At 66.2% G+C, this 24925-nt stretch carries 21 protein-coding genes; 9 read left to right on the forward strand and 12 right to left on the reverse strand.

All coding sequences use genetic code 11. From position 1 onward, the window contains the following. Nucleotides 1–89 precede the first annotated feature (89 nt). Nucleotides 90–668 carry an NUDIX domain-containing protein gene (locus B0920_RS09810; RefSeq protein ID WP_078032319.1) on the forward strand — a complete coding sequence of 193 codons (579 nt, stop codon included), beginning with the start codon at nucleotides 90–92 and terminating at the stop codon, nucleotides 666–668. A gap of 3 nt (nucleotides 669–671) precedes the next feature. Here the strand turns inward: B0920_RS09810 and B0920_RS09815 are convergent, their stop codons facing one another. Then, the gene (locus B0920_RS09815) at nucleotides 672–1508 is read right to left on the reverse strand and encodes a branched-chain amino acid aminotransferase (RefSeq protein ID WP_078032320.1); all 837 of its coding nucleotides are present in this window, start codon (nucleotides 1506–1508) and stop codon (nucleotides 672–674) included. Between the two features lie 134 nt (nucleotides 1509–1642). On the opposite strand from B0920_RS09815, the gene B0920_RS09820 reads away from it, so the two are divergent. Together B0920_RS09820 and cls are read left to right on the forward strand one after the other, a co-directional pair. Then, on the forward strand, nucleotides 1643–3730 hold the full coding sequence (locus B0920_RS09820; RefSeq protein ID WP_078032321.1) for a site-specific recombinase: 2088 nt from the start codon (nucleotides 1643–1645) through the stop codon (nucleotides 3728–3730). 9 nt (nucleotides 3731–3739) lie between these two features. Beyond that, nucleotides 3740–5128 carry a cardiolipin synthase gene (gene cls / locus B0920_RS09825; RefSeq protein ID WP_078032322.1) on the forward strand — a complete coding sequence of 463 codons (1389 nt, stop codon included), beginning with the start codon at nucleotides 3740–3742 and terminating at the stop codon, nucleotides 5126–5128. Between the two features lie 144 nt (nucleotides 5129–5272). Here cls and B0920_RS09830 read toward each other — a convergent pair whose 3' ends face one another. Further along, nucleotides 5273–6109 carry a metallophosphoesterase gene (locus B0920_RS09830; RefSeq protein WP_078032323.1) on the reverse strand — a complete coding sequence of 279 codons (837 nt, stop codon included), beginning with the start codon at nucleotides 6107–6109 and terminating at the stop codon, nucleotides 5273–5275. Beyond that, nucleotides 6109–6873, reverse strand: coding sequence for a phosphatase PAP2 family protein (locus B0920_RS09835; protein WP_078032324.1), 765 nt, complete (start codon nucleotides 6871–6873; stop codon nucleotides 6109–6111). Before B0920_RS09835 ends, B0920_RS09830 begins: the two co-directional genes overlap by 1 nt. Before the next feature lie 141 nt (nucleotides 6874–7014). Between B0920_RS09835 and B0920_RS09840 the strand changes: the two genes are divergently transcribed. The 3 genes from B0920_RS09840 (at nucleotide 7015) to B0920_RS09850 (ending at nucleotide 10069) form a co-directional block, all read left to right on the forward strand. Then, nucleotides 7015–7227: a hypothetical protein gene (locus tag B0920_RS09840; protein ID WP_078032325.1), complete on the forward strand. Its 213-nt coding sequence runs from the start codon at nucleotides 7015–7017 to the stop codon at nucleotides 7225–7227. 93 nt (nucleotides 7228–7320) lie between these two features. Further along, nucleotides 7321–8325: a sulfate ABC transporter substrate-binding protein gene (locus B0920_RS09845; protein ID WP_078032326.1), complete on the forward strand. Its 1005-nt coding sequence runs from the start codon at nucleotides 7321–7323 to the stop codon at nucleotides 8323–8325. Between the two features lie 721 nt (nucleotides 8326–9046). Continuing rightward, nucleotides 9047–10069: an SDR family oxidoreductase gene (locus B0920_RS09850; protein ID WP_078032327.1), complete on the forward strand. Its 1023-nt coding sequence runs from the start codon at nucleotides 9047–9049 to the stop codon at nucleotides 10067–10069. Here B0920_RS09850 and B0920_RS09855 read toward each other — a convergent pair. Next, nucleotides 10031–10465, reverse strand: a complete 435-nt coding sequence (locus tag B0920_RS09855) for a hypothetical protein (protein ID WP_078032328.1) — start codon at nucleotides 10463–10465, stop codon at nucleotides 10031–10033. The genes B0920_RS09850 and B0920_RS09855 overlap by 39 nt on opposite strands. A gap of 89 nt (nucleotides 10466–10554) precedes the next feature. Beyond that, entirely contained in the window at nucleotides 10555–11523 is a 969-nt protein-coding gene (locus tag B0920_RS09860; protein ID WP_078032329.1) for a porin, read from the reverse strand. A 190-nt stretch (nucleotides 11524–11713) separates the two neighbouring features. Between B0920_RS09860 and B0920_RS09865 the strand changes: the two genes are divergently transcribed. Next, nucleotides 11714–13036, forward strand: coding sequence for an alpha-amylase family glycosyl hydrolase (locus B0920_RS09865; protein ID WP_078032330.1), 1323 nt, complete (start codon nucleotides 11714–11716; stop codon nucleotides 13034–13036). Between the two features lie 6 nt (nucleotides 13037–13042). Here B0920_RS09865 and B0920_RS09870 read toward each other — a convergent pair whose 3' ends face one another. Then, on the reverse strand, nucleotides 13043–13783 hold the full coding sequence (locus tag B0920_RS09870) for a helix-turn-helix transcriptional regulator (RefSeq protein WP_078032331.1): 741 nt from the start codon (nucleotides 13781–13783) through the stop codon (nucleotides 13043–13045). Between the two features lie 81 nt (nucleotides 13784–13864). Further along, a complete protein-coding gene (locus B0920_RS09875; protein ID WP_078032332.1) occupies nucleotides 13865–15562 on the reverse strand; it encodes a diguanylate cyclase domain-containing protein in 1698 nt (565 codons plus the stop codon). A 289-nt stretch (nucleotides 15563–15851) separates the two neighbouring features. Here B0920_RS09875 and B0920_RS09880 point away from each other — a divergent pair, with 289 nt between their 5' ends. Beyond that, nucleotides 15852–16766 (forward strand): LysR family transcriptional regulator, encoded by a 915-nt coding sequence (locus B0920_RS09880; RefSeq protein WP_078032333.1) that lies wholly within the window; start codon nucleotides 15852–15854, stop codon nucleotides 16764–16766. Nucleotides 16767–16771: 5 nt separating this feature from the next. Here B0920_RS09880 and B0920_RS09885 read toward each other — a convergent pair whose 3' ends face one another. After that, complete coding sequence (locus B0920_RS09885; protein ID WP_078032334.1) at nucleotides 16772–18364, reverse strand: methyl-accepting chemotaxis protein; 1593 nt, start codon at nucleotides 18362–18364, stop codon at nucleotides 16772–16774. A gap of 52 nt (nucleotides 18365–18416) precedes the next feature. Beyond that, nucleotides 18417–19637, reverse strand: a complete 1221-nt coding sequence (locus B0920_RS09890) for an HD-GYP domain-containing protein (RefSeq protein ID WP_078032335.1) — start codon at nucleotides 19635–19637, stop codon at nucleotides 18417–18419. 394 nt (nucleotides 19638–20031) lie between these two features. Between B0920_RS09890 and B0920_RS09895 the strand changes: the two genes are divergently transcribed. Next, a complete protein-coding gene (locus tag B0920_RS09895; RefSeq protein WP_229455335.1) occupies nucleotides 20032–21423 on the forward strand; it encodes a carboxylesterase/lipase family protein in 1392 nt (463 codons plus the stop codon). Between the two features lie 73 nt (nucleotides 21424–21496). Here the strand turns inward: B0920_RS09895 and B0920_RS09900 are convergent, their stop codons facing one another. The 3 genes from B0920_RS09900 to B0920_RS09910 form a co-directional block, all read right to left on the reverse strand. Then, nucleotides 21497–22093, reverse strand: a complete 597-nt coding sequence (locus B0920_RS09900; RefSeq protein ID WP_229455336.1) for a YitT family protein — start codon at nucleotides 22091–22093, stop codon at nucleotides 21497–21499. A gap of 262 nt (nucleotides 22094–22355) precedes the next feature. After that, on the reverse strand, nucleotides 22356–24338 hold the full coding sequence (locus tag B0920_RS09905; RefSeq protein WP_078032338.1) for a TRAP transporter large permease subunit: 1983 nt from the start codon (nucleotides 24336–24338) through the stop codon (nucleotides 22356–22358). After that, complete coding sequence (locus tag B0920_RS09910; protein WP_078032339.1) at nucleotides 24335–24919, reverse strand: TRAP transporter small permease subunit; 585 nt, start codon at nucleotides 24917–24919, stop codon at nucleotides 24335–24337. Before B0920_RS09910 ends, B0920_RS09905 begins: the two co-directional genes overlap by 4 nt. Nucleotides 24920–24925: the final 6 nt, after the last annotated feature.

Raw genomic sequence — 24925 nt, forward strand, 5'->3', positions numbered from 1 at the left:
TAACGGCATTGGGCCTTGCGCCGGCCCTTTTGTTTGCCGCGCCCCGATTCGGTTCGCGCCTGTATCCTGCCTCGACGACAGGAGCTTTCATGCACGACGAACCGATACGCATCATCCGGGAAGACGTTCTTTCCGACGACTACTTCACCCTGAAGAAACTCAGCTACGAACAGCGGCGCGCGGACGGCAGCTGGCAGCGCCAGACCCGCGAGGTCTACGACAACGCCAGCGGCGCCGCGGTCCTGCTCTACGATCCCGAGCGCCGTACGGTGCTGCTCACCCGCCAGTTCCGCGCCGGCGCCCGCCTGGCCGGCGAACCGGGCTTTCTCATCGAAGTCCCGGCCGGCATGCTGGACGACACCAAGCCGGAGCAGCGCGTGCGCGTCGAACTCATGGAAGAAACCGGTGTCGAAGCACGCAAGCTGCGCAAGCTCTTCACCCTGTATGCCAGCCCGGCATCGCTCACCGAGCGCGTGCACTACTTCCTGGGCGAATACTCGAGGGCCGACCGCAAGGAAGAAGGCGGCGGCGAGAAGGAGGAAGGCGAGGACATCGAAGTCCTCGAGATGGATGTCCAGGAGGCCCTACGGCAGGTGGACGCGGGCGGCATCCGCGACGCCAAGACCGTGATCCTGCTGCAAGCCCTCCGGGACGAATTGCGCGGCTAGCGCTTACGAAGCCTCGGTGAAGGCGAGATAGAGCTCGCGTGCACGGCGCGCCACCGGACCGGCATCCAGCGAGCGGCCCTCGAAGCGGGTGCAGGGCGTGACCTTGCCATAATTGCCGGTGCTGAAGATCTCGCGCGCCGATTCCAGCTCTTCCGGCTTGACCGTGCGCTCCACCACCTGCACGCCCTCCTGGGCCAGCAGCGCAATCACGCGCGCGCGGGTGATGCCCGCCAGGAAGGTTCCGTTCAGCGCAGGCGTCACGACCTCGCCGTCCTGGGTGACCAGGAACAGGTTCGAGGCCGCGAACTCGGCCACGTTGCCGTCCGCATCCAGCATGATCGCCTGGTCGAAACCGCGTTCCTTGGCTTCGCGCATGGCGCGGGTCGAGTTGGCGTACAGGGCCGAGGCCTTGGCGTCGGTGGGCGCCATGCTCGGCTGCGGGCGGCGCAGGGTCGACAGGCAGGCCGAGAAGCCGGCAAAGGGCGGCAGCGGCGCATCGAACAGGGTCAGCACGAACTGGCTCTTTTCGGCCACCGGGATCAGGAAACCCTCGGTGCCGAACACCAGCGGGCGGATGTAGAGCTCGGCGTCCGCCGGGAATTTGGCCACGCCCTCGCGCACCAGGGCTTCCATCTCGTCCACGCTCAGCGGGCAGCGCAGGCCGAGCTTGTCGGCGGAGGCGATCACGCGCTCCAGGTGCGGACGCAGGTCCGGCAGCTTGCCGCGCAGCGCACGCGCGCCGTCGAAGACCGAGGAACCCAGCCACAGGCTGTGGTCCATGGCGCCATACAAAGGAGTGTTGCCTTCAGCCCATTGGCCGTTGAAATAAGTGAGGTACATGTTCTTCCCGCGTAGTAACAAAACACTTCAGTGTATCGGGTTCGAAGCTCAGCCGTCCAGTCGGCTGTGTACGTTGCCGAACTATCCAGAAGGTGTGCCTCACGTACACTGAAGACATCCAAGGAAAACCACCCATGCTCGCGATTCTCGAACAGCTCGATCCCGAAAGCAGCGATATCGGCCTGCTGGTGCAGCTGGTCGACTGCCTGCGGCCGCGCCAGCGCTGGATCTGGCAGGAGGAAGACGACCCCGCCCAGGCGGTGCGCACCCTGACCCAGCTCCTGCGCGGCAACCCGGTCCAGGCCTGGGCCCTGCGCCGCTACATCACGACCCTGCTCGAGCAGCGCCGGCACACCAGCCTGTACAGCGACATCGGCATCCTGTCGAACGACGGCTTCGTCACGGAATTCAAGCGCCGCCTCACCTACCGCTTCCTGCCGCCTGCGCTCGACGACACCTACCTGTCGGACACCGTCGACCAGGTGCTGTACCGAGACGACGACTACGAATGGATCCGGCGGGTGCCGAACGCGGACTGGATGGAATTGTTCGACGTGGTGGCCGACGCCCCTCCTCCGCATGATGCGACGCCCGACCGCGCCCGCTACGTAACCCTGATGGGTTTGCTGGATGCGATCCGCACCCTGTCCTGCCGCATCTGCGCCCTGGGCCTGGAGCCGCGCCTGGTGCACAGCTATGGGGAGATCGAGGATTTCGATTCGCCCTTCCTGATGCAGAACATCGAGGTCAACCGCTACCTCGACGAGTACGGGCGCTATCTCGACGGCCATATCGAGCAGCCCGAGGACGCCCGCCACCTGCTGGTGATGATCGACCAGTGCGAGGACGTGGTGCTCAAGATCCGCCGCAGCGCCCTGGCCAACGGCACCAGCGTCGCCCTGACCTATCTGCTGGTGGCCCTGCAGCAGAGCCTGGACCGCCTGCACAAGCTGCTGTATCTGGTGGACCTGAGCGGCACCCTGCCCCCGGCCTCCACGGTCGACCTCGACGCCCTGGCGACCACCACGGCGCGCCCGGCCGAGCCTGTGGTCAGCGACAAGCGCCTGGCGGCCATTGCCCTGGCCCAGGAACTGATCGAGGCCCACAACCGCAAGTACGAGCTGCGCGGGCTGCTGAGCAATAACGTCGACCTGCTGGCGCGCAACGTCACCGAGAACGCCAGCCGCACCGGCGAGCATTACATCGCCGAAAGCCGCAAGGAATTGCGGCGCATGCTGGGCTCCTCGGCCGGGGCCGGCGTCATCGTCGGCTTCATGGCCATGTTCAAGATTTTGCTGGGCTCGCTGCGCACCGCGCCCCTGGTCGAAGCCTTCCTGTTCAGCATGAACTATTCGCTGGGCTTCGTGCTGATCCACGTCCTGCATTTCACCATCGCCACCAAGCAGCCGGCCATGACCGCCCAGCGCATCGCCGCCTCGCTGCACCGGGCGGAAAACGGGCGCGGGGTCGACGTCGACCGCCTCGCCGAGCTGGTCAACAAGGTGCTGCGCACCCAGTTGGTGGCGGTGCTGGGCAACGTGCTGCTTGCCTTCCCCGTGGCCTGGGCCCTGGCCGAGGGCTGGTACTGGTTTACCGGCGCCCACCTGGTCAGTCCGGACAAGGCCCACCACCTGCTGCTGGACGTCGATCCCATCCACAGCCTCGCGGTGTTCTATGCGGCCATCGCCGGCGTCTGGCTGTTCGTAGCCGGACTGATCTCGGGTTACTACGACAACAAGGCGCTCTACACCCGAATGGGCCAGCGCGTGCGCCAGCTGCGCGGCTTGCGCCGCCTGCTGGGCGAGGAGCGCCTGGACCGGCTCTCGCGCTACGTCGAGAACAACCTGGGCGGCCTGATGGGGAATTTCTTCTTCGGCATCCTGCTGGGCAGCACCGGCACCATCGGCTACCTGCTCGGCCTGCCGCTCGACATCCGCCACATCACCTTTTCGACCGCCAATGTCGCCACCGCCATCGTCGGCCTGGACTACCAGCTCACGCGCGAGCAGCTCGGCAATGCCGCGCTGGGCGTGTTCCTGATCGGGGCCGTCAACCTCCTGGTGAGCTTCGGCCTGGCGCTCTGGGTCGCCCTGCGCGCCCGCAAGATCCGTTTCAAGCGCGGCATCCTGCTGCTGCGCGCCCTCGGCCGGCGCTTCCTGCACGCGCCGGTCGAGTTCTTCATCGGCCCGAAATTCCAGCCGCTGCCGCCACCTGCACCCTAGGGGACCGCCATGAACACCACCCGCTTCTCCGCCTGGTTCGCCTTCCTCGCCTTCGTCTGCGTCGTCGCCTCCTGCAAGACCCTGCCCGACGCCGAGAAGCTCCCGGAACAGCCCGCCAAAGCCACCCCGACCGTCGCCACGCCGCGCGGCATGCTCGAACCCAAGCAGGCGGCGGCCCTGCTCAAGAAGCGCTGGGCCAACGCCTCGCCCGACCTCAAGCAACTGGCGGTGCTGGAGGAGCAAGCGACCGGCGTGCCCCTCATCGCCGGCAACAAGGTCGAGCTGCTGTTCGACGGTCCGGCCACCATCCGCGCCATGATGGAGGCGGCGCGCACGGCCACCACCTCGATCAACCTCGAGACCTATATCTTCGACATGGACCCGATCGGGCTGCAGTTCGCCGACCTGCTGATCGAGAAGCGGCGCCAGGGCGTGGTGGTGAACATCATCGCCGACGGCGTCGGCACCCTGGGCACGCCGGCCGAGTTCTGGGAGCGCCTGCGCGCCGGCGGCATCAACGTCCTGATCTTCAATCCGGTGAACCCGGCCAAGCGGCCCGGCAAGTGGCAGTTGAACAACCGCGACCACCGCAAGATCCTGGTGGTGGACGGCAAGGTAGCCTTCACCGGCGGCATCAACATCAGCAAGACCTACGCCAACAGCTCGCTGTTCCGCTCGCGCATGAAGGCCAGCACGGCCGACGCCAACAAGGTGGGCTGGCGCGACACCCACATTCGCATCGAAGGCCCGGCGGTCGCGGCCCTGCAATACGCCTTCATCGACAACTGGGTGCGCCAGGAGGCGGGCGAACTACCCCAGGTCGACTACTTCCCGCGCCTGGCCCCGGCGGGCGACAAGGTGGTGCGGGTGCTGGCCACCACGCCCGACCGCGATTCCGAGATCTACAAGGCGCTGCTGCTCGCGATCAACGAGGCGAAAAAGTCGGTGCACATCACCGCGGCCTATTTCGTGCCCGACCAGCAGACCGTAGACGCCCTCATCGCTGCCGCGAAACGCGGGGTGGACGTCAAGCTGGTGCTGCCGGGGGTCTCGGACCACGACTTCATCAAGTATGCCGGCCAGGCCTTCTACGACCAGTTGCTGACGGGCGGGGTGCGCATCTACCAGCTCCAGGTGGCGGTGCTGCACGCCAAGACCGCGGTGATCGACGGCATGTGGTCGACCATCGGCTCGGCCAACATCGATCGCCGCAGCTTCATCCACAACTACGAGGTGAACGTGGTGGTGCTCGACCCCGCCTTCGGGCGCGACATGGAGGCGGCCTTCAACGAAGACCTGCGCGACTCCAAGGAAGTGACGCTCGAACAATGGCGCGACCGTCCCTGGAGCGACCGCCTGCGCGAAATGCTGTCGCGGCTCACTGAATATTGGATTTGACCGGGATGTTTTGAAGTTACGTCTGCATACTGGAACTTGGGTTCCGGCGGGGCCGCCGAGGCCTTCGCCGGAAGTCGTTTCCGACAGTGTCGGGAACGACGGTTTGAAGCTAGGTTAGGCTGTTCTTTGCACGGCCACGCATCATTAAAGGCCGGCAGCGAGCATGCCGTCGATGTGCGGCGTCCAAACACTGCCGGTGCGCATGAACTTCTCGGTATTTACGATGTGAAAGCCCGTGCGCACGGTGTCCCAGCTGTAGCGGTCGATCTCGACCATCTGCTGTTCGACCCGTAGCACGTTGAAAGAGTTCGTTTCGCCGCGCCCGCGGGTCGAGGTCGCGGTGCCGGCCTGGATCACCAGGGCCGCGTACTCGCTGATCTGGTAGCGCTCGGCCGTGCTGCCGGCATGGCTGTGGTGCATGTGGCCGGCCATCAGGATGTCGACGCCGGTCTCGGCGAACACCTGCATCGCCAGCGGCGCCCGGTTGACCAGGTCGCGTTCCTCGAAATGCTCGGGCAGGTCGAAGGGATGGTGCGTGACGATGATGCGGGTCAGTTCCTTCGGCAAGCCGGCCAGGCGCGCGCGGATGCCGTCGATCTGGCGGCGGCTCACCTTGCCGTCCTTGATGGTCAGCGAACGCGCCGTGTTCACGCCGATCACGGCGATCTCCTCGTCGATGTAGACCGGTTCCAGGTCCTTGCTGATGTAGCGCTTGTAGCGCTGCAGGGGCAGCACGAAACGGCGGAACACGTCGTACAGGGAAATGTCGTGGTTGCCCGGCACGATGATCTGGGGTCCGGGCAGGCTGTCGAGGAAGGCGCGCGCCTCCTCGAACTGTTCCGGCCTGGCGCGTTGGGTCAGGTCGCCCGAGACCACCAGCACGTCGGGGGCGACGCGCTCCACCAGTTCGCGCAAGGGGGCCAGCAAGGCGGGATCGACGCGGCCGAAGTGCAGGTCGGACAGGTGGACGAGCGTACGCATCAAGGCTCCTTGGAGATTTCTTGCGGTGGGGCGCTGCCTTCCTCGCGGCGCTGGCGCGCGGCGCGGCGGCGGTTCAGGGTGGCGGCGGCCGGAATGCAGATCGCCAGCCAGCCGCAACCCTCGGCGAAGGCGGCCAGCACGTCGGACAGGTAGTGGGCGCCCAGGTACATGCGCGAGAAGGCCACCGTGAAGATCATCGCGCCCGCCAGCACGAAGGGCAGCACTCTGCCCCACCAGCCTCGCGCATAGCGCGCCGCGTAGCAGGCCAGCAGGCCGTAGAAGACCGTCGAGGCCATCGCGTGGCCGCTGGGGAAGCTGTAGGTGCTCAAGGTCAGGATGGGTTCCTCGAAATGCGGGCGGGCGCGCTCGAAGGTGTGCTTGAGGCCGACGTTGAGCAGCATCCCGCCCGGCACCGAGGCCAGCAGCGCCAGGATCCAGTAGCGGTGTCCCCGTTTATACAGCCAGATGCCGGCGATGGCCGTGAGTGTCAGCATGCCGGGCGTGCTGTGGATGTGGGTGACGAGCAGCAGGAAGTCGCGCAACAGGCCGCCCTGGCGGGCGTGCTGGTGCAGCCAGTTGGCCACTTCCAGGTCGGTCTGGGTGATCGGCGCGCCGGCGACCACCGCGCCGGCCAGGCGACCGAACACGGCCATGGCGGCCAGCAGCATGAACACCCCGACGGTGAGGTGGAGACCGAACTCGCCCTCGGGCGAGAAGCGTGCCGCGGCGAAGCGGTGCAGGCGGGAATGGTGTGTGTTGAGCATGCTGGACGATATGGGGCCTATTGGCGAAAAAACCACAAAAATAATTTTTTACTGTATGCCCGAACAGTAACTGTGGATTTATACAGTAGTTGTGCTATTCTTCATTCACTCCAACAACAAACGGATAAAAGGAAACACAACATGACCACTCTGAACAGCTCCTTCGGCCTGGAATATGCCCCTGTCCCTTTTATGGTCCGCATCGGCCGCCGCGAGATCCTCGTCACCCGTGACTTCCGCAAGCGCTTCTATGCGGTGAACCCGATCATCGAGTGCGACACCGGCGTCGAGCCAGGCCATGTGGAAATCCTTTTGTTCCGCCGCTGGCTGCTCATCCTGTCGAAGGCGCATTAAAACAAAACCGCATAAGGTTAGCCGAAACTATTCGTTCTCATCCGGTGGGCTGGAACTTACTCTAGCGTTTCCGAACCCACCGAAAGACAACAAATGTTTCGCAAAACCATTTTCACCTCGCTGGCAGCGCTGACGCTGCTGGTCCAGTCCGCGGCCTTCGCGGCCGACGTCACCCTGCTGAACGTGTCCTACGATCCGACGCGTGAGCTGTACCACGACTTCGACGCCGCTTTCGCCAAGCACTGGAAGGCGAAGACCGGCGACAACGTGACGGTGAAGCAGTCGCACGGCGGCTCGGGCAAGCAGGCGCGCGCGGTGATCGACGGCCTGCCGGCCGACGTTGTGACCCTGGCGCTGGCCTATGACATCGATGCTATCAGCGAACGTGGGTTGGTCGCGCCCGGTTGGGAAAAGCGCCTGCAGTACCGCAGCTCGCCCTACACCTCGACCATTGTGTTCCTGGTGCGCAAGGGCAATCCGAAACAGATCCGCGACTGGGCCGACCTGATCAAGCCGGGCGTGTCGGTGATCACGCCGAACCCCAAGACTTCGGGCGGCGCGCGCTGGAACCACCTGGCGGCCTATGGCTACGCGCTGCGCCAGCCGGGCGGCTCGCCGGCCAGCGCACGCGACTACCTGGCCAAGCTGTACAAGAACGTCCCGGTGCTCGATTCCGGCGCCCGCGGCGCCACCACCACCTTCGTCGAGCGCGGCATCGGCGACGTGCTGCTGGCCTGGGAGAATGAAGCCCTGCTGGCGCTGCGCGAGCTGGGTCCGGATAAGTTCGAGATCGTGGCGCCCTCGATTTCCATCCTGGCCGAGCCGCCGGTGACGGTGGTCGACAAGAACGTCGACAAGAAAGGCACCCGCAAGGTGGCCCAGGCTTACCTGGAATACCTGTACAGCGACGAAGGCCAGGAGATCATCGCCAAGAACTACTACCGTCCGGCGGTGGACCGCTTCGCGAAGAAGTACGCGAGCCAGTTCCCCAACATCAAGCTGTTCCAGATCAGCGAGCTGGGCGGCTGGACCCAGGCGCAGAAGGCGCACTTCGCGGATGGTGGGCTGTTCGACCAGATCTACCAGCCGGGCAAGTAAGTTTCCGGATCGGGGAGTGTGAAGAAGGCGCAGCCGGTGGCTGCGCCTTTTGCTTTGGTGGGAACGGATCTCGCATTGTCAGCCCCAGATCCGAGTGACAGCTCAAAATCGCATTGTCAGCCCTCATCGCGTTGCCGCCCTCATCGCGTTGCCGCCCTCACCGCGTTGCCGCCCTAATCGCATTGTTAGCCCCAAATCACATTGTTCGCCCCTAAACCGTCATTCCCGCGCAGGCGGGAATCCAAGTTTGCTCGCGCTGCCGCTTCGGCAAGCATTTGTGGGAACGATTAGAAACTTGGATTCCCGCCTACGCGGGAATGACGGTTCGGGGGGCGTCGCTGAATGAGGCGCAGCAGGTGCCGATGCGCAACAGACACGAAGCGCAGCAGGCATCGATGCGCAACAGACACTGACGTGCAATAGACACTGACGCGCAGCAGCAGACACCGAAGCGCAGCAGGGAGCTGCGCAGCAGACACCGACGCGTAGCTGACGCCGACGCGCGGGTAACACCGAAGCATAGCAGGCACAAATGCGCAGCAGACACGCAGCCGCTGATATTCGCCCCGCGCACACATCGCCCACACACATTGTAAAAAAAGCTTGAAATCCCCCATCCCGCCACGAAGTGAACTGTTCGTCAACTCGTCGCCTGCCGCCTTTCCTGGACACATCTCCGGCGGCAGTCCTTACTGAACCCCAGCAAGGAAAGGAACACGTCATGCCTCTTACACTCCGCAGACTCCCCGAACAAGTCATGGTCATCACCGGCGCCACCAGCGGCATCGGCCTGACCACCGCCCGCATGGCCGCCGCACAGGGCGCCCGTCTGGTGCTGGCCGCCCGCGCCGGCGATGCGCTCGACGAACTGGCCGGCGAACTGCGCGCGCGCGGCGCCGAGGTCGCCACCGTGACCGCCGACGTCGGCGTCCCCGGCGATGTCGAACGCATCGGCCAGGCCGGCATCGAGCGCTTCGGCCGCATCGACACCTGGGTCAACAACGCCGGCATCTCGATCTTCGGCCGCCTCGAGGACATCTCGCCCGAAGACCACCACCGCCTGTTCCAGACCAATTTCTGGGGCGTGGTGAACGGCTCGCTGGAAGCGGTCAAGCGCATGAAGACGCGCGGCGGCGGCGCCATCATCAACATCGGCAGCGAAGTCTCGGACCGCGCCGTGCCGCTGCAAGGCATGTACTCGGCCTCCAAGCACGCGGTGAAGGCCTTCACCGACTCGCTGCGCATGGAACTGGAAAAGGAAGGCGCGCCGCTCTCGGTCACCCTGATCAAGCCGGCCGCGATCGACACCATGTTCGCGGTGCACGCCAGGAACTACATGGACAAGGAACCCGCCCTGCCCCCGCCGATCTACGCGCCGGAAATCGTGGCCGAAGCCATCCTGCACGCGGCCCAGACCCCGAAGCGCGACCTGTTCGTGGGCGGCGGCTCGGCGGCCATCTCGGCCGGCGCACGCCTGATGCCGCGCGTGCTCGACTACTTCATGCGCGGCACCATGTTCAAGCAGCAGCGCTCGCCCGTGCCGACCCGGCCGGGCCGCCGCGATGCGCTCTACAAACCGAATCCGGAAGATGAACTGCGGCAGCGCCAGGGCATGCCGCAGCGGGTCCACGAGCGCAGCCTCTACACCTCGGCCAGCATGCGCTCGACGGCCCTCAAGACCGCCCTGGTGGGCGGCGGCGCGCTGCTAGCGGCCTTCACGCTCTCGCGGCGGCTGGCTCGCTAGGAAATCGGTGTCCTCCTCGGTCAGCGGCAGATCGGGGATGGACTCGATGTGGTCGGTGTCGATGTCGGCGCCGTCCTTGACCACCGCGTCGCGGCCCGCCGCGGCGCGCTCGCCGGTGCCGCCCATGTCGCTGTCGCCCGAGAAGTCGGCATCGCCGACGTCAGGCCCCGCCGTGTCGCCGGCGTGGCTCTGCTCCAGGTCGGAAGTGGTGCCGGTGTCCAGGTCGAGCACCTGGTCCGGATCGAGGTTGCCCGCGAAGCCGGGGCCGCCCACGACGTCGCTGCCGGTGTCGGAAATGTCGCTCGGGCCGAGCGCGTCGATGCCATGCCCCTTGCCGAGGCTGCGGTCTGGACGATCAGGAAAGTTATCCGGGTCGAGTGTGCTTGCGCCAGTCATGATGCCTCCGATAATGTCGTTAATCCATGGAGACAGCCTACTGAAAATGTCGCAAGGGCGGCGCAGCGCAGGCCGCGCGCGCCGGCAGCTCAGAACGCGCGCCGCATGCCCACGTTGATCGCCTGCCCCCTGCCCGGCCGTACGCCCAGCTCCACGCCATTGAGGTGCTGGATGCGCGAATAGGCGGCGTAGAAATCCATGCGCTTGGACACCGCGTAGCTGGCGCCGATGGCGATCTGGCGCGCATCGCGGTTGGCCGGGTCGCGGTCGTTGCGGCGGATAAACGAAGCCAGCACCGTGGTCGCATGGCTCACCGGAATTGCCACCCCGGCCAGCACGTCGCGGCTGTCCGTCGAGGGCGTGGTCGCGATGCCCGCGCCGTAAGGGTTGTCCGGATTGAAGAGCGGCGAGCTGCCCCAGCCGCGGCTGGCGCTGTAGGCCGCATAGGCCGTGCCCCAGCCGAAGCGCATGTTGGCGGCGACGATGGAATTCTTGGCCGCCATGCTGATGCCGACCTGATTGATGCGCGTGACCTTGGCCACGTTGCGGTTCTGGTGGGCGGCGCGGATGGTCAGCGGGCCGGCCGAGAGGCCGACCGACATGCCCCAGGCGCGGCCGGAAGGCGAACCGTCGATGTCGCCCTTGCCCCAGGAAGAGCCGGTGGTCAGGCCGGCGAAACGGCCCTGGTAGTTGACGCTGTCGTCGGCGCGCCGGCCGTCGGGCGCCGCGGCGCCTGCCAGGCCGCCCTGGAAGGGGTCGCCCACGTCGTTGAGCGCCATGTACTCGAGTGTGTACTGGCGTCCGATCGTGAGCGCGCCGCCTCCGCTGAAGGGGTTCAGGTCGCGGTCCTCCACCGTTTCCACGGTGAAGATGGCCGGCGCGTCGCTGCCCTGGGCCGCTCGGGACGCAGGACGGGAACCCTCATCGCAGCGGTCGGTGCAGCGATATTCCTTGAGCGCCGTGGCACCCGCCGTCCCGGATGGGACGGCATCGCTCTGTGCCGCGGCGCAGGCCGCGCTGCTGCTCAGCACGGCACATGCGACGATTGACATTTTCATGGCGTCATCCCTCTCTGACGCTACTTTCCAACGAATTCGCTGAGCGCTCTGTCGGATACCTCACATAGTAGATAGATTACGCCGTTTCCTCCGGCCGGAGAAGCTGCTGGGCAAAACTTTCGCGTTTTCACGACGTTGGTCGCCGTACAATGAGCTGTCGCAAACCTGGAAAAACAAAACAAGGAGACTCATGCGCTACATCCGCCCCCTGTCCATCCTCGGCCTGGCCCTGTGCGCCGCCTTCGCTCCCCTCGGAGCATCCGCCCAGCAAAGCGCGTCGGCGGCCGAGCACGTAACATGGTCGCGCAATGCGAACATTTACGAAGTCAACATTCGCCAATACACCAAGGAAGGCAGCTTCAACGCCTTCGCCGCCCACCTGCCGCGCCTGCGCAAGATGGGCGTAGACATCCTGTGGCTGATGCCGATCCACCCGATCGGCGAGAAGAACCGCAAGGGCACGCTGGGCAGCTATTACGCGGTGCGTGACTACACCGCCGTCAATCCCGAGTTCGGCAGCATGGACGACTTCAAGCGCCTGGTGAAGCAGGCCCAGGGCCTGGGCATGCGGGTGATCATCGATTGGGTCGCCAACCACACCGCCTTCGACCATCCCTGGACGGTCCAGCACACCGACTGGTACCTGAAGAACGAAAAGGGCGAGATCTACCCGGTCACCTACACCGACGGGCCGGAACCGGAATACTGGACCGATGTGACCGGCCTGGACTGGAAGCAGCCGGGCCTGTGGAAAGGCATGAGCGATGCCATGGTCTTCTGGGTGCGCGAGGCGGGCATCGACGGCTTCCGCGCCGACGTGGCGGCCAAGGTGCCGACCGCCTTCTGGCTCCAGGCGCGCGCCGAGATGGAGAAGATCAAGCCGGTCTTCCTGCTGGCCGAAGCCTGGCAGCCCGAGCTGCACCAGGCCTTCGACATGACTTACGGCTGGGACACCCTGGGCATCTTCAAGGACATCGCCAAGGGCAAGGCCGACGCCCGCGCCCTCAAGAGCTTCTTCGCCCAGCCCAAGGTGGCCTATCCGGAGCACGCCTACCGCATGCGCTTCACCAGCAACCACGACGAGAACTCCTGGCACGGCAGCGATAGCGAGCACTACGGCCCCGCCTTCAGGGCGATGGCGGTGCTGGCCGCCACCCTGCCCGGCATGCCGCTTATTTATGGCGGCCAGGAATCGGGGATGGGCAAGCGCCTGGAATTCTTCGAGAAGGATCCCATCGTCTGGGGCAACTATCAGCACGCGGAGTTCTATGGACGCCTGCTCAAGCTCAAGCACGACAACCGGGCGCTGTGGAACGGGCAGTACGGCGGCGGGGTGCAGGTGCTGGAGACCGGCAACGACAAGGTGTTCGCCTTCCGCCGCGAAAAGGACGGCAACGTGGTCGGGGTGGCGGTCAACCTGAGCGGGGCGAGCCAGCAGTACACGCTGCCGGGCAGCAGCGCCAAGCACATCCTGGCGGCCTGGGACTACCGGATCGACGCGCCGAAGAAGTAAGCCGTTTCAGGCGCGCTGCCGGCGCAGCGCGCCGAAGGCGGCCGGCTCCCATTCGCGCAGCGCCAGCAGCAGGGCCGTGCCGCGGCGCTGGGACAGGGGCGCGGCCAGGCTTTCCTCGTGCAATTGGGCGAAGCACACGCGCAACTGGCGCAGCTCGTTGCGCAGCTTGGCCTGGGCGCTCTCGGTCAGCATGCCGTGGGTGAAGTCGAGCGACTCCCCCGCCCCCTTGAAGCCGCCGCCCAGGAAATCCGGCATGCCCTGCTCGTGGAAGTAGCGGCGGATCGGGCCGTCCGGCAGCCAGTCGAAATCGCGCGCCACGTTCAGGCGGATGCGGTTGCCCGGCAAGAGGGTGATCAATTGCAGACGGTCCAGGCGCAGCAGGTGCTGGACGCACTCGGCCTCGCTCAGGGTGTAGGCCGCCAGCATCTCTTCCATGCTCCAGTGGTTCAGGGCGCAAACCGAGACCAGCAGCAGCTTGGCATTCGAGACCAGCTCGGCTTCCTGCTCGGCGCTCAGGGTGCGCAGCCGGCGCTGGCCGTCCTGGGCTTCCTGGGCCAGCTCGGCCAGGGTGAAGCCGAGCAGGTTGCACAGCTCGACCACCCGCTCCAGGGTGAACTGCTCGGTCGCGAACAGGCGCTTGACGCTGGGCTCGGACAGGCCGAGGGCGGCGGCGACGTCGCGATAGGTCATGCCCTGCTGCTTGAGCTGGCGCTTCAGAGTCTGGATGAGCAGGCTGATTTCGGACATGGCTGGGTGGCCGCGAGAGGGCGATGCCGACATGGTAGCATGTCGGACTTGCAGATTGGCAACTCAGCCGTTGCGGCCAGCCTACACGGTGAGCGCGGCCAGCGCGGCGCAGTTCTTGCCCGAGCGCTTGGCCGCATACATCGCGTGGTCGGCGCGCGCCAGCCAGGCGTCGAGGTCGGGCTGGTCGCCCGGCTCGTGGATCGCGACGCCGATGCTGGCGCCGACCACCACCGAGGCGGTGCGCAGGGTGAAGCCTTCGCCGACGCGGGCGAGCAGCTTGCGGGCGGTCTCCTCGGCATCGCTCGAGTCGGCCAGCATCTCCAGCACCACCACGAACTCGTCGCCGGCCAGCCGCGCCACCATATCGGTCTTGCGCACCGTGTGGGCCAGGCGCGCGCCGAACTGGCGCAGCAGCTCGTCGCCCTCTTCGTGGCCGTAGGTGTCGTTGACCTCCTTGAAGCCGTCCATGTCGATGAACAGCAGGGCCGCCGGACGGCTGACGCGCTGGGCCCGGCTCATCGCTTCGGGCAGGGCTTCGAGCAGCGCGCGGCGGTTGGGCAGGCCGGTGAGCACGTCGCGCAGCAGCAGGGCCTGCAGTTCGGCGGTGCGCTCGGCCACCGCGGTTTCCAGGCGCTCGTTCATGGCCAGCAGCGCGTGGCGGCTCTCGGACTCGCTGCGCACCAGGTTGCGCAGCGTGCGCGACAGCATCGAGGCTTCATGGAAGCCTTTCACGATCGGGATCGGCGGCGGCTCGAGGCCGGCAGCAGTGGCTTCGGTGGCCTTCTCGATCGCGCGGCCGAGCTGGGCCATCGGGCGGCTCAGCTGGCGCGCCAGCACCGCCACGGCGCCGGCCAGCAGCACCGCCAGCAAGGCGCTCCACAACAGCATGCGGTGCTGCAGGTCGCGCGCCCCGGCCAGGGCCTTGTGCTCGGTCTGGCGCACCAGCACCGCCCAGCGCAAGGTCGCCGGATTGCTCGATTCGCCGGTCAGGGCGTAGCCGGTCAGGTAGTTGCGGCCATCCGGCCAGGTCTCGCGCAGCGCGCCGGTGTCGCCCAGGCGGGCCAGGCGCAGGCTGGCGGTATCGATCTTCTTTTCCACCAGCTCCAGCGGACCGAGCAGCACGGCGCCGTCGCCGCGCACCACCAGGATCTCGGCGCCGTACTCGCGCAGCGCCGGGGTCAGCAACTGGCGCGCATGCTGGCGCGCCCATTGCCAGCTCAGGTGCACGCCCAGCACGCCCTGCAGCCTGCCCTGGGCGTCGTGGATCGGGCTGGACAGGTCGACGAAGCGCCACGGATCGGCGCCGCGCGGCAGCAGCTTGTCGAGCAGGGCCGCAGGATGATAGTCGGTGGCGCGCAGGCCATAGCGGCCGGCCTGGAACCATGGGCGGGCGCCCACGTCCGCGCCTTCCAGCAGGCCCTTGGTCGAGGCACGCACTTTGCCGTCGAGGCCGGCGACGCCGATCCAGGCATAGTCTGGGAAATTACTCTGTAGTCGATCCAGCACAACGCGGGTGGAGCGCGGGTCATTGGACTGGGTCACCTGGGGCAAGGCCGCCAGCAGGCGGGCGTCGCCAGCCGCTTGTTCGATGATGCGGTTGAGCGAATCGCGCATCTGCCAGGACAGCTGTTGCAGGCGCAGCTTCGCTTCCTCTTCCGCGTGGCGCACGGCGAAGTGATTGACGAGCACCAGCTGCAACGCGACCGTCAGGGCGACGGTGGCGCAGACGGCGAGCGTCATCAGGCTCGACAGCCGGAATTTGCAGAGTAAGCCCTTCATGCGGGATCGTAAAGACGGTAAAGGGCCCGATCATACCTGCAAAGCTTCAGCCTAGATGGTGAACAGCGGAATCTTTTATTTCCGGCCAACTATTTTTGGCGAGAATGCAACACTCTCGCGCATTCTCACACAGGGCTATCCGTCTTGCATGCCAGTTCCGTACTTTCCCGTCAATACAGAGACCTTCGCCAGATGGTGAATCCGACAAAACCCAACTATTATCCCAAGCTAAATAATCTTCCTTCCCAGTGCATACTATTCTTCTTGGACCAATAATATGACGGCGCACATGGACCGTTTCCAGGAGATGCAGGTGTTCACGCGCATCGTCGAGCGCCGCAGCTTCACCCTGGCCGCGGAAGACCTGCAACTGCCGCGCGCCACCGTCACCAACGCCATCAAGCGGCTCGAACAGCGCCTCGGCGCACGCCTGCTGGAACGCACCACGCGGGTGGTCGCGCCCACGCTCGACGGCCAGGCCTATTACGAGCGCTGCGTGCGCCTGCTGGGCGACCTGGCCGAGATGGAAAGCGTATTCTCGCGCGCCGCGCCGGCCGGCCTGCTGCGCGTGAACGTGCAGGCCACCCTGGCGCGCTACGTGCTCGCGCCCGCCCTGCCCGACTTCCTGGCGCGCTACCCGGCGGTGGAACTGCAGATCAGCGAAGGCGACCGCCTGGTCGATCTGGTGCGCGAAGGGATCGATTGCGTGCTGCGCGTGGGGAACCTGCAGGATTCCTCGATGATCGCGCTCCAGCTCGCCCAGCTGGAGCAGGTGACCTGCGCCAGTCCGGCCTACCTGGCGCGCCGCGGCCGTCCCGGCAGCCTGGACGAGCTGGACCGGCACGAGGCGGTCAACTTCGTCTCCTCCGCCACCGGCCGTCCCTACCCGCTCGAGTTCCTGCGCGAGGGCGAGCTGCGCCAACTGATCCTGCCCGGCGCGGTGACGGTGACCGGCGCCGACATGTACACCGCCTGCGCCCTGGCCGGGCTGGGCATCGTGCAGGTGCCGCGCTACCGCATCGAGACCGAACTGCGCACGGGAGCGCTCGAGGTGCTGCTGCCCGAACTGCCGCCGCCTTCCCTGCCGGTGTCGGTGCTCTACCCGCAGAACCGCCAGCTGTCCCCGCGCGTGCGGGTCTTCGTCGACTGGCTCAGGCAAGTCTTCGCCCGGCCGGCGTTGGGTGACATCGACGCGCGGAACTGATTCCCTCAGGCGGCCAGCAGGCGCGTGTTCGCGGCGAGCGCTGCGGGACGGACGGCGAGCTGGAAGCGCGCCACCACCTTCTCCAGCGCGGCCGCCTCGCTCTCGAGCGCGCCCGCGGTGGCCGCCAGTTCCTCGACCAGGGCCGCGTTGCGCTGGGTGATCTGGTCGAGTTCGCTCACGGCGCCATAGGTCTGCTCGATGCCGACCGCCTGCTCCTTGCTGGCGGCGGCGATGTCGGTGATCAGGCGCGATACCTGGGCGATGCCGTGCACGATCTCGTTCATCGTCGCGCCGGCTTCACGCGCCAACGTGCTGCCGCTGCGGATTTCCTGCACCGATTCGTCGATCAGCGCCTTGATCTCCTGGGCTGCCGTCGAGGACCGCTGGGCCAGGGTGCGCACTTCGCCTGCCACCACCGCGAAACCCCGGCCCTGTTCGCCGGCACGCGCTGCTTCCACCGCCGCATTCAGCGCCAGGATATTGGTCTGGAAGGCGATGCCGTCGATGACGGAAGTGATCTCGACGATGCGCGAGGACGAATTGGCGATGTGATCCATCTTGGCGACCACCTGGCGCACGGTCTTGCCGCCCTCTTCCGCGATCAAGGCGGCGTTCGATGCCATGGTGCTGGCGGCCTGGGCATTGTCGGCATTCTGCTTGACGGTCGCCGACAGTTCTTCCATCGAGGATGCGGTCTCTTCCAGCGCGCTGGCCTGCTCCTCGGTGCGTCCGGACAGGTCCAGGTTGCCCTGGGCGATCTCCTGCGAATACACCGCCAGGGTGCGGGCGCCTTCGCGCACCTGTCCCACCACGCCGTTGAGGGCGCCCGACATCCCGTTCAGGGCGCGCAGCAGCGAGCCGGTTTCGCTCCGATCGCGTCCGTGCACATCCACCTCGGTGCGCAGGTCGCCTGCTTCCACCGTCCGCGCCAGTTGCACCGCCGCCGACACCGAACTGCCGATCGAGCGCGAGATCTGCAAGGCGATCAGGGTCCCGCCGGTCAGGGCAAGCAGGGCGATCCCGCCCATCAGCATCCACGCCTTGCGGTAGGCGGCGTGCGCGGCGGCGGCGTCCTCGGCGCCCTTGCGCCTCTGCAGATCCATGAAGTCATGGAGGAGATCCTGCCACTGCGTCGTGGCCGGCCCGACGGTGCCGAGCAGGTAAGCCACCGCCTGCGGGTCGCCCGCCGCGCTGAGCGCGAGAAAGCGGTCGTTCAGCGGGCGCACCAGCGTGCGCGACTCCTCGATGCGGCGCACGAAATCCTGTCCGGCGGCGTCCAGCGGCATGGCGGCCAATGCGCTTGCCGCCTCGTCGTAGCTGGCGCGTGCCTTGTCGATCTTGAGGCGTTCACGCTCGGCCGCTTCGCGATCCTGCAGCAGCGCCATCGAACGGACCACCCGCGATACGGTGTGCACCGCATCCGACATATCCGCCAGCAGTTCGATCTTTACCAGGTTCAGTTCGGCGAGGCGGTCGAGCGCCTTGTTGGCGCGGTTCAGTTCATACAATCCGACGCCGGCGACGAGCGCGAGCGAGGCGAAGACGATGCCGAAGCCTAGCCGTAGCCGGGCGATGATGGATAAGTGCGAGATGGTCATGGGAAGTCCGTTGTGTGAGCAGGTGGGGAATATTCGGGTAAGGGTGAAACAATCAGGAAAGGAAGCGGGCAGGATCGACCTTCCACTTCTCGGGCAATTCGTAGGAAACGATCTTGTCGCCGCCGCCGTAGCCGAGCGGACGGGCCAGGTCGACGGTGAGCGGAGCGATGTAGGACTGGCTACGGGTATTGAAGAAGACCTTGACCTTGGGTGTGAGCAGGCTCGTCTCGTGCGGCTCGACCACGACACCCAGCCGGCCGGATTCGAGCAGCACCAGGGTGCCGACCGGGTAGATGCCGACGCAGCGCATGAACTCCTGGGCCAGTACCGGATTGAAGTGGAACTTGCTCCACTCGTAGATCTTGCGCAGCGCCTGGGCCGCCGGCATGCCCTTGTGGTAGCAGCGGTCGGAGGTGATCGCATCGTAGACGTCGACGATGGCGGACATCTGGACGAGCTCGCTGATCTGGCCCTCCTTCTGCTGTTCCGGATAGCCGGTGCCGTCCATGCGCTCATGATGGTGCAGGGTGATGTCGAGCGGGATCGCGCCGATCTCGGGCGACTGCTTCAGGATGTCATAGCCGTCGCGCGGATGCCGACGGATGATGGCGAATTCCTCGTCCGTCAGGCGGCCCTGCTTGTTCAGGATCGCGTCCGGCACCAGCGCCTTGCCGGTGTCGTGCAGCAGGCCGCCGATGCCGGCCTCGCGCGTCGTCGCATCGTCCAGCTTGCGCGACCTGCAGAAAGCGACCAGCAGCGCGCACACGCTGACCGAATGCAGGAAGGTGTAGTCGTCCTTGGTCTTGATGCGCAAGAGGCCGATCAGGGCGCCGCTGTTGCGCAGGATGGATTCGGTCACGTTCTCGACCACCGGCGTCACGCGATCGAGTTCGACCGCCCTGCCCAGCCGCGCATCCTGCATGACATTCCGCACCAGCTCGATCGCCTGCTTGCGGACATGGGTGGCCCGGCCGCGCTCTTCTTCCAGGCTGGCGCGCTGGGGCAGGACGCGAGCGGCGGCTGCGGCGACGCACTGGACCTCGGCCTCGGTCTGGGCGCTGGCCTGCGCGAGCGACGGGGCATCCTCGACATCCAGGCCGAGCCGACAGTTGATCACCACGCCGCGTATGCCGGCGTCGCGGATCTTGCGGATTTCCGCCTCGTCGCGCAACACGAAGCGACTACGGATGAAAGGATGCTCCATCCACCCGCAATCGAGGTCGTGGATGGCCATCCCCACCTTGAGTTCGCTCGCATCGATTCGCTTCAGCATCCCTGTCTCCTGATCGTTTTTCGTGGTGCGCTGGTCGACACAGCCCAGCGCGTACATACAATTTGATAACGCTCATTGTAGGATGGAAACTATCGAAAAATCACATCAGTTGCTCAAATACATCAATTTTTTGCGTCGAAAAGGCGGGACATTGGCGTTTCGCTTACACAAAACTGACGAAATTGACGCCAAGCGCCCAGACCCACGCGTCGCCGAAGTTTTCGTTGACGCTTCGCCTAGGGCTGATTAGGATCGATCTGCTGAGGAAGCCCGTCCCGCACCAGGCCGAGCGCTTCCCTCCGAGTTTCACTCTGTCTATAACAAACTCCCAGGAGACCCAATGCTGTTCAACCCGCGCCTTTCCCTTGCCGTGTTAGCGGTATCATCCGCCTTCATGTCCCCCTCATCCGCGGCGGCTTCCAAGTCCGCGCTGGTCAGTATCGACAGCGGACCGGTGCAAGGCAGCGTCGAGAGCGGCGTGGCAAGCTGGAAGGGCATCCCATTTGCCGCCCCGCCGGTAGGCGCGCTGCGCTGGCGCGCGCCGCAGCCGGCCGCCGCCTGGACCGAAGTGCGCCAGGCCACCAGCTACGGCGCCGACTGCATGCAGCTGCCCTTCCCCAGCGACGCCGCCCCGCTCGGCACCGCCCCCTCGGAAGACTGCCTCTACCTGAACGTCTGGAAGCCGGCCAAGGCCAAGTCGGCCAAGCTGCCGGTGGTGGTGTGGATCTATGGCGGCGGCTTCGTCAATGGCGGCTCCTCGCCGCCGACCTATTCCGGCGCGCCGCTGGCCAAGCAGGGCGTGATGGTGGTGAGCTTCAACTACCGCCTGGGCCGCTTCGGCTTCTTCGCCCACCCGCAGCTCACCCGGGAAAGCGGCGACGGCGCCCTGGTCGGCAACTATGGCTTCATGGACCAGCTCGCGGCCCTGCAATGGGTCAAGCGCAACGTCAAGGCCTTCGGGGGCGATCCGGCCAACGTCACCATCATCGGGGAATCGGCGGGCGGCATGTCGGTCAACACCCTGCTCACCTCGCCGATGGCCGAGGGCCTGTTCGCCAAGGCCGTGGTGCTGTCCGGCGGCGAAGGCAAGAGCCAGGACCCGGGCCTGGCGGCGGTCGAACAGATCGGCGTGAACTTCGCGGCCAGCAAGGGCATCGCGGCGGACGACCCGCAGGCCCTGGACAAGCTGCGCGCCCTGTCCGGCGAACAGGTCGTCGACGGCATGAATTTGGCCAACCGCGCGATGCCGCCGGCGCCGACCTACCTCGGCCCCTTCGCCGACGGCAAGCTGGCGGTGGAGTCGGGCGCGGCCTTCGCGGGCGGGCGTTTCCACAAGGTGCCGGTGATGATCGGCGCCACCAGCGCCGACATCGGCGGCAAGACCGGCTGGATGGTCGCGGGCGCGCGCAGCCTGGCCGCGACCCTGTCCAGGCACGGCGTACCGGTGTACGCCTACCGCTTCTCCTACGTCGCCGATTCGATCGGCCAGCCGGGCGCGCGCCACGCCACCGACATCCCCTATTTCTTCGACACGGTGGACATCAAGTACGGCGAGCAGAGCACGAAGAAGGACATCGGCATGGGCAAGTCGATGAGCGCCTACCTGGTCAATTTCGCCAAGAAGAGCGACCCGAACGGCGGCAAGCTGCCGCGTTGGAAGCGTTATGCGCCGGAGAGCGACCTGATCATGGACTTCGCCGAGAACGGCAAGGCCGAGCCGAAGAAGGATCCGCTGGGACCGGAGATCGACGCAGCCAAGGTGGCGGCGGCCAGCGCCAAGCCTTGATCCGAGGGTGAACGAAAAACGACGCTGGGCGCAAGCGGCCAGCGTCGTTTTTATTTGGAGGCGCGGGAGCGGATCAGCTGCCGTAGTAGCGGCCGGCGCGGTGCCAGGCCATGACCATGCTGCTCATGGCCACCGCGCTGACGGCCGACCAGCCGACCCGGCCGGGTTCCACCAGGCCCAGGGCGCAGAGCATGATCACGCTGTCGATCATCACCTGGGTGCGGCCGGCGTTGATGGCGTACTTCTTCTGCAGCCACAGGGTGAGGATACCGGTGCCGCCCAGGCCCGCGCCGTGGCGCGCCAGCGCCAGGATGCCCATGCCGCAGAAGGTGCCGCCGGTCAGGGCCGCCACCAGCGGGTGGATGTGGCCGATCACCAGCCCGTTCGGGATCAGCTTCAGGAGCGCCATGATCAGGGCGCTGCCGATCAGCGACTTGACCGTGAAGCGCGCGCCCATGAACAAATAGCCGAACAGGAAGAACGGGATATTAATGAGCAGGAAGAGCTGGCCGACCTGCCAGCCCGAGAGATAGGACACCAGCAGCGCGATCCCGGCCACGCCACCCGTGATCAGGCCGGCGACTTGCAGCAACAGGATGCCGATGGCGGCGAACAGGACGCCGACGGCGATGCCGTAGACATCGTCCAGCAGGGAGTGGGGCTTGATCATTACTTCAGGCGCGGCGACAGCGGGCGCACGATTCCAGGAGAACCGGAGGTAGTCATTCATTCTTTTGCGCGTTCAATAAAACAAAAGCGATCCCCGGGCCTAGCTCGGCCTGATATGTTTTTTATGGGAAATCGGGTCTGTAATACTGTCTCCGGGCGCTATTATCGCTCATGTTGCGGTGCAATGTAATACCCAGCAACAGAATCGCCACATCCGGATACCGGCCCGGCGCACCCAGAGGGCGCCGGGCCGGCTGCTGCGCTTACTTGTACAGCACTCCTGGCAGCCACATCCCGATGGCCGGGAAGGTGTACAGCAGGATTACGCCCAGCACCTGGATCGCCATGAAGGGCAGCATGCCCAGGAAGATCTGGTTCAGGGTCACGTGCGGCGGCGAGACGCCCTTCAGGTAGAAGGCCGACATGGCGACCGGCGGCGACAGGAAGGCCGTCTGCAGGTTCATCGCCACCAGCAGGCCGAAGAACAGCGGGTCGATGTTGAAGTGGGCCAGCAGGGGCACGAAGATCGGCATGAAGATCACGATGATCTCGGTCCACTCCAGCGGCCAGCCGAGCAGGAAGATGATGACCTGGGCCAGGATCATGAACTGCACCGGCGTCAGGTCCATCCCCAGCACCCAGGCGTTGATGATCTCCTGCCCGCCCAGCAGCGCGAAGGCGGCCGAGAAGATGCTCGAGCCGACGAACAGCCAGCACACCATGGCGCTGGTCTTGGCGGTCAGGTGGGCCGATTCGCGCAGCAGGCCGTAGTTAAAGCGGCGGTAGGCGATCGCCAGGATCATGCCGCCCAGCGCCCCCATCGCCGCCGCCTCGGTCGGCGTGGCCAGCCCGAACACGATGCTGCCGAGGACAGCCAGGATCAGCAGCGCCAGCGGGAACAGCGAACCGAGCAGCATCTTGAAGATCTCCAGCCGCGCCACGCTGAAATAGACGTAGAACAGCAGCAGCGCCAGCGCGCCCACGCCCAGCACGATCCAGAAGGTCTTGGACGCGGGCCGCGCGGCCGGCTCTTCGGCGGCCGGGGCGGACTGGGCGGCAGGCTGCGCGGTCTCGGCCGCCGCAGCCGGCGCGGCAGGCGCCGCAGCAGCGCCCTCCTCTGCCGGCGGCTCGGTTACTCCGCCTTCCACCGGCGGCTCGGCCAGTTCGCCTTCCACCGGCGGTTCTGCCAGGCCGCCTTCGACCGGCGGTTCTTCAAGTCCGCCGCTGTCGGAGCCGGAGGTGCTGTCGAAGCTGTCGGCGGCGTCCATCGCCACCAGTTCCGTCGCCGGAGCACTGGGCGCCGTGACGATGCGGTAGCTCAGTCCCATCACGGCGATGAAGACCAGGGCTGGCAGCAGGGCCACGAACAGGTTGTTCATCAGGGTGCGGGTCGGCACCTCGGCCGCGCGCTTGCCCTTGATCGCGGCCAGCAGGCCGGGCACGGCGGGCTTGGCGTAGGCGTTCGGGATCGCCCGGGTGTAGGGCGGCAGCGCGACGATGCGTTCCTCGGCCGACAGCGGCGGAGCGGCGGAGGGCTTGAGCTTGGCCACGATGATCACGTAGCCGACGTAGAGCGCGGCCAGCATGATCCCCGGGAACAGCGCCCCGGCGTAGAGCTTGACCACCGAGACCCCGGCCGTGGCGCCATAGACGATCAGCAGCACCGAGGGCGGAATCAGGATGCCCAGGCAGCCCCCCGCCGTGATCGAGCCGGCCGACAGGCGCACGCTGTAGCCGGCCTTGAGCATGGCCGGCAGGGCCAGCAGGCCCATCAGCGTGACAACGGCGCCGACGATGCCGGTGGCGGTGGCGAAGATCGCGCAGGTGATGATGGTGGCCACCGCCAGCGAGCCCGGCACGCGCGCCATGGCCAGGTGCAGGCTCTTGAACAAGCGCTCGATCAGGTTGGCGCGCTCGACCAAATAGCCCATGAAGATGAACAGCGGGATCGAGATCAGGACGTCGTTCGCCATCACCGAATAGGCGCGCTGCACCATCAGGTCCAGCGTGAGCTGGACCGCCGTGTCGGGGTCGGCGCTGTGGAAGGCGAACCAGGCGAACATCACGCCCATGCCCATCAGGGTGAAGGCGGTGGGGAAGCCCAGCATGATGGCGACCACCACCAGGGCCAGCATCAGGAGGCCCAGGTGGCCGTTGGTCATCTCCGACGGCGCCGGCAGCAGGGCGAAGATGCCGATCACGATGGCGATCAGGATCGACAGGCCGAACCAGATTTCCTTTTTCATGGCGCCTTCCCTTCTTCCAGGTGGACCGAGGCCTTCAGCTTGTCGACATCGACTTCCTCGACGTCGCGTTCGCGCGGCGGCCAGTCGCCCTGGCGCAGGCAGATCACGCAGCGCACGATCTCGGCGAAGCCCTGGAGCAGGAGCAGCGCCCCGGCGAAGGGGATCACCATCTTGAAGGGGTACAGGGGTGGGCCGTTGGCGGTGAGGGTCGAGTGCTCGCGGATGGCGAAGGACTCGGCGGCGTAGGTGTAGCCGGCCCAGACCAGGGCCACCACGCCGGGGATGAAGAACACGATGTACAGCAGCAGGTCCAGGCCGGCCTGCAGGCGCGGCGGGAAGAAGCTGTACAGCACGTCGCCGCGCACGTGGCCGTTCTTGGCCAGCGTGTAGGCGCCTGCCATCATGAACGAGGCCCCGTACATCATGATCATCAGGTCGAAGGCCCAGGGATTGGGCGCATTCAGGGCGTAGCGGGCGAAGACTTCCCAGCTGATGAGGAAGGTCAGCACCACGATCAGCCACGCGAAAGCCTGGCCGACCCAGGTGCTGATGCGGTCGACGAAAAACAGTAGATTCTGCATGACGCT

Source organism: Massilia sp. KIM, assembly GCF_002007115.1.
Taxonomy (GTDB): Bacteria; Pseudomonadota; Gammaproteobacteria; order Burkholderiales; family Burkholderiaceae_D; genus Telluria.

What these genes read in the sequence shown, in the direction of transcription:
- B0920_RS09810 (WP_078032319.1), top strand. Translation starts at nt 90, where the DNA reads ATGCACGACGAACCGATACGCATCATCCGGGAAGACGTTCTTTCCGAC.
- B0920_RS09815 (WP_078032320.1), bottom strand. Translation starts at nt 1,508, where the DNA reads ATGTACCTCACTTATTTCAACGGCCAATGGGCTGAAGGCAACACTCCT.
- B0920_RS09820 (WP_078032321.1), top strand. Translation starts at nt 1,643, where the DNA reads ATGCTCGCGATTCTCGAACAGCTCGATCCCGAAAGCAGCGATATCGGC.
- cls (WP_078032322.1), top strand. Translation starts at nt 3,740, where the DNA reads ATGAACACCACCCGCTTCTCCGCCTGGTTCGCCTTCCTCGCCTTCGTC.
- B0920_RS09830 (WP_078032323.1), bottom strand. Translation starts at nt 6,109, where the DNA reads ATGCGTACGCTCGTCCACCTGTCCGACCTGCACTTCGGCCGCGTCGAT.
- B0920_RS09835 (WP_078032324.1), bottom strand. Translation starts at nt 6,873, where the DNA reads ATGCTCAACACACACCATTCCCGCCTGCACCGCTTCGCCGCGGCACGC.
- B0920_RS09840 (WP_078032325.1), top strand. Translation starts at nt 7,015, where the DNA reads ATGACCACTCTGAACAGCTCCTTCGGCCTGGAATATGCCCCTGTCCCT.
- B0920_RS09845 (WP_078032326.1), top strand. Translation starts at nt 7,321, where the DNA reads ATGTTTCGCAAAACCATTTTCACCTCGCTGGCAGCGCTGACGCTGCTG.
- B0920_RS09850 (WP_078032327.1), top strand. Translation starts at nt 9,047, where the DNA reads ATGCCTCTTACACTCCGCAGACTCCCCGAACAAGTCATGGTCATCACC.
- B0920_RS09855 (WP_078032328.1), bottom strand. Translation starts at nt 10,465, where the DNA reads ATGACTGGCGCAAGCACACTCGACCCGGATAACTTTCCTGATCGTCCA.
- B0920_RS09860 (WP_078032329.1), bottom strand. Translation starts at nt 11,523, where the DNA reads ATGAAAATGTCAATCGTCGCATGTGCCGTGCTGAGCAGCAGCGCGGCC.
- B0920_RS09865 (WP_078032330.1), top strand. Translation starts at nt 11,714, where the DNA reads ATGCGCTACATCCGCCCCCTGTCCATCCTCGGCCTGGCCCTGTGCGCC.
- B0920_RS09870 (WP_078032331.1), bottom strand. Translation starts at nt 13,783, where the DNA reads ATGTCCGAAATCAGCCTGCTCATCCAGACTCTGAAGCGCCAGCTCAAG.
- B0920_RS09875 (WP_078032332.1), bottom strand. Translation starts at nt 15,562, where the DNA reads ATGAAGGGCTTACTCTGCAAATTCCGGCTGTCGAGCCTGATGACGCTC.
- B0920_RS09880 (WP_078032333.1), top strand. Translation starts at nt 15,852, where the DNA reads ATGGACCGTTTCCAGGAGATGCAGGTGTTCACGCGCATCGTCGAGCGC.
- B0920_RS09885 (WP_078032334.1), bottom strand. Translation starts at nt 18,364, where the DNA reads ATGACCATCTCGCACTTATCCATCATCGCCCGGCTACGGCTAGGCTTC.
- B0920_RS09890 (WP_078032335.1), bottom strand. Translation starts at nt 19,637, where the DNA reads ATGCTGAAGCGAATCGATGCGAGCGAACTCAAGGTGGGGATGGCCATC.
- B0920_RS09895 (WP_229455335.1), top strand. Translation starts at nt 20,032, where the DNA reads ATGTCCCCCTCATCCGCGGCGGCTTCCAAGTCCGCGCTGGTCAGTATC.
- B0920_RS09900 (WP_229455336.1), bottom strand. Translation starts at nt 22,093, where the DNA reads ATGATCAAGCCCCACTCCCTGCTGGACGATGTCTACGGCATCGCCGTC.
- B0920_RS09905 (WP_078032338.1), bottom strand. Translation starts at nt 24,338, where the DNA reads ATGAAAAAGGAAATCTGGTTCGGCCTGTCGATCCTGATCGCCATCGTG.
- B0920_RS09910 (WP_078032339.1), bottom strand. Translation starts at nt 24,919, where the DNA reads ATGCAGAATCTACTGTTTTTCGTCGACCGCATCAGCACCTGGGTCGGC.